The 6,139-nt window shown below is 54.6% G+C and carries 2 protein-coding genes and 1 pseudogene; 2 read left to right on the top strand and 1 reads right to left on the bottom strand.

Annotated features, from left to right (window positions below):
- Positions 1-5,083, bottom strand: a 5,083-nt coding sequence (locus B2R17_RS21450; RefSeq protein WP_286765588.1) for a DUF4011 domain-containing protein, incomplete at its 3' end; no start/stop codon positions are given.
- A gap of 253 nt (positions 5,084-5,336) precedes the next feature.
- Here B2R17_RS21450 and B2R17_RS21445 point away from each other — a divergent pair.
- The gene (locus B2R17_RS21445; protein ID WP_286765587.1) at positions 5,337-6,029 is read left to right on the top strand and encodes a tyrosine-protein phosphatase; all 693 of its coding nucleotides are present in this window, start codon (positions 5,337-5,339) and stop codon (positions 6,027-6,029) included.
- Positions 6,026-6,139, top strand: a pseudogene (locus B2R17_RS28225) (peptidase M28); the annotation flags it as partial. The gene B2R17_RS21445 and the pseudogene B2R17_RS28225, both read left to right, overlap by 4 nt.

Raw genomic sequence — 6,139 nt, 5'->3', positions numbered from 1 at the left:
CCGGGACGTATTCAAAACTGACGCCATCGCCATCGTCAACGCTGGGGAATGTCACCAATTCACCATCGTAAAAGTGGCGATTCGAGAACGCGATCAACGGTTCACGTTTGGATCGGTAGTGCCATTTCAAGCGTTTGTTGGGCATTCCGACCGACTTACACAGCGACAGGATGCTCTCGTAATCGCCGATGTCATCCTCTTCGTCGTCGGTCTCCGCGTCTTGGCGGCTGAAGAAGTTAGTCGGCGGCAACTGCTTCTCGTCGCCCGCAACGATCAACTGCGTGCCACGATAGATGGCTCCCAATGCGTCCCAGGGAAATACTTGGGATGCCTCGTCAAAGATGACCAAATCAAAACGAATTTCATCGCAATCCAAAAACGTACTTACCGACAACGGGCTCATCATCACGCATGGTTTCAGCCTTTGCAGAACCGTCGGGATTTCAGTAAAGAGGCGACGGAGCGGTTTATGCTTTCGTTTCTTGGCGATCTCTTTTTGCAAGATTCCGAGTTCGCTGGAATCGGCACCCGCAAAGCTGCTTGAGGGTCGGTCGGCTCTGCCGAGTTGATATTGTCTAATCTGAGTTGCTGCGGCCTGGACCTCCCATTGATCAAGTTGGCGGAAACGGTCGCGAACTCGTTCATGTTGATTGATGTCGAACTCGCCAAAGTGCCGATCCGATCTGGCAAGTGCATCGAATAATTCGCGGTAGACCTGCATGGCGATGACATCTCGCGTTGCTTCGGGCGAATACCGTTGCTCGATCAGTTCTTCGATGACCTTAGCAAAGCCAGCTTCATGGACATCCGATTGCCACCCAGCAAACGCGATCCACTGATCGAAGGATTCGATGTGCTCAATCCAAAACCGGCAGCGATTCCCAAGGTCGTGAAGTGTTGAATTTGAAATCGTGCTCTCACCCACCACCGGTTGATCGAAAGGGAAAAGCCTTTTCAGGAACGCGATCGCTGAATGCCATTCATCATCCGCGATGAATTTCGCTTGATCCAGAACCGCGGCGACCTGACGACGCACCTTGCAATCGGTCGCGACCGACTTTCCAAGTTCGGAAACACGATCACTCGCCACGGCTTCCGCCAACCACTGCGCCGCTTTCAAGTCACCCTGTCCGATCGACTGGATTTTCAAAGCCTGCAGTTCCGAATTCGCAGCCCGGCTCTCTTCCTGAAACTTTTGATAATACGCGACTGAATTCGCCAGCGAGTCCAGTTCTTCCAGCGACGGATCGACATCGTTCTTGAGTGCCCCGCCGATTGATTGAATCTGCCCCAGCTGATTGGCAAGCGAATCGCGGTGATTGAAGAGGATGCGACTGATTTCATTCAGTGGTTTGCCGTCCAATTCAATGCCCGCATCATGCACCGAGCCAATGAACTCGACTTGCAACCTTTGCAGATCAGCACTGATGGATTTCCACGTCGACCGTTGGTCCACGAACGATTCAATGCACCACGTCGATCTGAGTGTGCTTGCACCGATACCAAGACTCGCGAATCGTTTTGCCGTTTCAACGCCCCGTTGCATCGAAAGCCATGATTCCAGCTTGGTCGTCGCCGCGTTTCGCGGAAACCATTCGGCGTACTTCTGCGCCCCGTCCGTCAGATTCGTCGCGCGTTGCCGATAAGCTTGCAGCGCCCCAAAGATCGTTGCGAGTTCTTCGGGAGATTTCAGGGGACGACTCATCACTTGATCGCACGTTCGCCACATTCGAGCAACTTCGCCAATGCGGTCGCGTTGTTGCTGAATATGAACGAGTTGTTCGGCAACAGTTGCCTGTGTATCGTTGGACGGTGATTCAGTGACTAAGGCATCCGTCGCCAAGCCATTCTTGCATTCGACATAGGATTTCAAAGCATCCGCCAGCCCCGTGTCTGCGACCGAAGCCGGACGATCGGGCAAGACCCCCGCCAGGCTTGGCCAGGTTTTGTGAAGTTGTTCCACTGCGTCGACAGCGTCGGCAAGCTGCGACCAATCAGTTTGCTGCAAGGCGTCGAAGTCATCCGGCAGTCGATCCGACCAATGTGCGGCTGCGGACTGAACATCCGATTGACGCCGGTGGAATCGTTCCAGCATGACGACGTCGTCGAGTAGGTCGCTGCCCTTGGGGACTTCGCCGCTATAAAAGTCCGCCAGTTCGATTCGATACTTGGCGTAACCTCCAAACCAACGCTTCCAGAGTGAGACAAAGGCAGTCCCCTTGGCGACGACCGGTTCGCTCGACTCGCGGAAGGCACGATGAGAAAGGCGATCGCCGAATTCGGATCGGATGGAATCGGCGTCTTCAAGATCGCGGATCGCTTCATCGCAAATCTTGCGAAGCTTGATTCGATCGTCCGGGTCTTTCAATCCGCCCAGCAACACTTCGGCCCGCTCTACCTGCTGGGTTGCTTCGGTAATCTCGCCGATGGGTAGCGATACATCTTCCCAATCGGAATCGCTCAGTCCGAGAACGACGGACAGTTGACGTTGAACTTCATCCAGTTTCATTAACCGCAGCGCAGCGTCCGAAAGTGATCGCTCAGCAGCATCAAGGCCATTGAGATCCTGGATTCCCATTGCACCTACTTGACGGATTGAATCAATCTTTCCATCCAATTCGTGCAAGCGATCGGCAAGGGTCAGAACCTTCGGAGTCGGGATCAACGAGGACAGTTGACCCGCCAAAGTTTCGTTCTTCGTCGCGATTGCAATCGCTTTGGTTGCCAATGTTTCAATCGACGGTTGAGCCTTTGCGTCAAGCCAGGCTGGTTGCCCAATGCCAATTTCACCCGCCGCCCCGATCGCCTTTGCAAACTCGCCGACGTCTTGGATCGTTGCTCGATCAGGCAGTTTAAGCTTGATTGTTTTGTCGGCTTCGCTAAGCGATTGACGCAACCTTTCGATTGCATCCGTCACTGGCGATACGCGATGCAACTGTCGCTCAATGGCTTCGCCGGCGGCAACCAATGTTCTTGGTAACTCGACCTCTAGCCCGGGTAAAGTTGCATCGGTATGCGGTCGAGAAGTGCTGGCCAACAGCGATCGCACCGCGTCGGTCGGCAAGGACGGATCATTGGGGCGCGCGAGCACAGCAAGTGCCCCACGCTTTGACGCCATCCCGATGTCCGCGTTGATCCGGTTGACGATTGCTAGCGACGATCGAGCTGGATCGGTAAGCCAACTCGCTGGCATCTCCGGTGTCGTGATTGCGTTTTCGCAGGCGTGACGGTGACTTTCCAAATTAGTGAGCGTCACAGGTTCGATCAAGCCTTTCGAGACCAACGGCTCAAATAACGCTGCGATTCGCAAGCACCGATCCGCCAAAATTTGCAGGTGATGTTTCAGATCATCGTGCAAGGAAAGCGACCGCGTGGTTTGGTGACAACCACGCCACGGGTGATTGTCGTGGTCCTTCAACAGGTCGCTAAAATCACTCGCACGCTCGAGAAGACGCAATGAAGAATCAAACTCGAAGCGGCTTGCTGTTGCATTCGCTGGAACGACGCATCGAGTTCGCGAAGCCGCACCATCGGCTTTCAACCGACTGATTCGCCCAAATAATTCAAACGGCGAAAATCCAAGTGGATCACGCGGTTGATGCAGCTCGCGAGCATAGCGATTGAGTTGGGCCCGCTGCTCGGCAAGTTCGTCCAGTTTCGGCCGACTGTCCTTGTAAACTTCGGCTGGCAAATCGAGGCATCGTTCCATTTCAAACAGGACCGAACGACGGTTCGCTTTACTAGAGTGACATTCCAAACAGAAATCACCCAACCCGCGATCTTCCAAACGCTTCTTCACAACCTCAAGGGCCGCGATCTTTTCACTGACGAACAAAACCTTGCGTCCAACCGACAATGCGTCGGCGATGATGTTCGCGATCGTTTGACTCTTGCCCGTGCCCGGCGGCCCATCGAGCACAAAGCTAACGCCCTCGCGTGCCGCAGCGATCGCTTCAAGTTGGCTGGAATCGCAATCGAGAATTGTTTTGACTTCCCCCGGTGCCAGGACATCATCCAGTTCTCGCGACGTCGGGACGTCACTGATCGGACCAAACGGTTCATCGCCAAAGTCGCCTTCGTCACCACCAAGGATGCGGCAATGATCGTTGCCCATCACGGCATGAGCGTGCTGCCCCAGGTCTTGCCACATCGCGATTTTGGGGAATGCGAATCGCCCAATCGCGCAGCGGTCTTCGACTTCCCAACGATCGTTAGCCGCGATCGCGGCACGGACTTTTCCCAAAAAGGCTTGACGTGCTTCTGGTTCCTCTAATTCGCTCAACTCCGGAAGCGGCGGAAGTTCTAACTTGAAGTCTTGCCATAGACGTTGCCGCAAACACAGGTTGTCCAGTGCATCGTCTTCCGCTTCAGTCAGTTCCCAAGGCGCGCTGGTAGTTTCGCGAGAGAGTGAAACGGGTACCAGAATCAACGGGCTGACGCGTTCTTCACCCGAGTCAACCGACTCGTACCACTTCAGGAAACCAAACGATGCGTATAATGAATGAACGCCCTGTTCCGACATCGACAACTGCGCATCGCCAGCCAACTTCCGCAGCTTTCGATCCAGTGCGGTGTCAGTTCGATCGACCAGCAAATCCGATGGTGTCAGACGAGGTGATTGCCGACACTCCGCGATGGGGGGATTCCAGGGGCGACGTTTACGACGCTGGAACGAGATCGTCGATTTAGCTTTGCCGTTGGCATCACCATCGACGGAAACGGTCTCCACATTGGAAGCACCAGAGTCTGACTTGGCGTCAGAGGAACCATCGATGCTGGGTTCCTCCTCGAATTCCTGCCAATCATCCGGCGGCGGCACCAAATCACGACGCCATGGAAATCGCATGGACGACGCTCCGGCTTCCGAATCGGCCGCCAAGGTTCGCCAGATCACTTCGGTTGATGGCGTGTCGAATTCGATCAGGTTGCTACGTTCGGTGAAGCGGCAATTGATCAGCGGGTTTCGGTTCCCCAGATCCAGCAAACGTTCCCGCCAACCTTCCAGCTTGGACTCTAGATCACTATGAATCGTGTCGTTGCAATTCGCGGCGTCCTGGTTCGGGCTTTCACTTTCGACAGGCAAAATAAATGCTCCGATTCCGATTCTTTGATTGATCCGTTTTCAGCATTGGCTCACTCAGATTCCCGTTGATTATTCTTGCTTCGCCGTTGAGGATTGTACTCAAAATAGCGGGCGAACTGGAGGGTTGCGTGGAATGGTGATCGTGACAGCAAGACACCAACGCGCGGGACGGAGCAATTCATCACGGGCGTTGTTCGTATTTGAATACATTTGAGGTCATGAAGACTGCCAATCACTCTATCGTCGTGCAGACATGCTGTCTGACGTTCCCAGACACGGAGGCCGTGTGAAGTACGGTATCCTCTTTCTTTTGCTGGCGATCGCGATTGCTGTCGCCGTCGCGCGTGGCGGGCCGTGGGCCTGGCTGCTCTTTTATCCCGCGTTTTCGTTTGGCTTGGTTGACGCCGCGTATCTATTCTCGGCACCGGGTGTCTTTGGCAAGCGTTTTGATGGACGGCGATCACGGCTGGGGACGTTGTTGGTGCTTCCCTATGTTCTGTACGTTTCGGTGGTGTGGCACGTCGTTCGGTTGCTGTCGCGTGAACCGAAGACCAACACGTTGAACGATGAGCTAGTGTTGTCGCGCCGTTTGCTTGAGCATGAATTGGCGGCGGGCATTGCATCGGTCGTTGATCTGACGTGCGAGTTCACGGAACCCAAAGACCGATGGAGCCTTCAGTCCTACCTTTGCCATCCGATGCTTGATGGAACGGGATCGACATCGAATGAGATCCGTGAATTGGCGGACGAAATCATCAAATTGCTGAAACCGATCCTGATTCACTGCGCCCAAGGACACGGAAGAACGGGCCTGTTTGCTGCGGCCGTGTTGATCGTGTCCGGTGAAGCCCAAACGGCGGCGGACGCAATCGCGATGATTCAGGCGGTCCGGCCAGGTGTGGAATTGAACAAAGCACAACGATTGATCTTGGAGAAAATCGCATGAATCCCGACCGCGATCAAATCGAAGCGAACCTTCGCCTGCATGTCGATCGACTTACGGGATTGATCGGCGTGCGCACTTTGCAGAAACCCAAAACGATCACAGCGACCATC

Origin of the sequence: Rhodopirellula sp. UBA1907, from assembly GCF_002337565.1 — a bacterium.
GTDB classification, from domain to species: Bacteria; Planctomycetota; Planctomycetia; order Pirellulales; family Pirellulaceae; genus Rhodopirellula; species Rhodopirellula europaea.
Note: the sequence above shows the minus strand (reverse complement) of the source record. Positions and strands in the feature narration are given on the sequence as shown.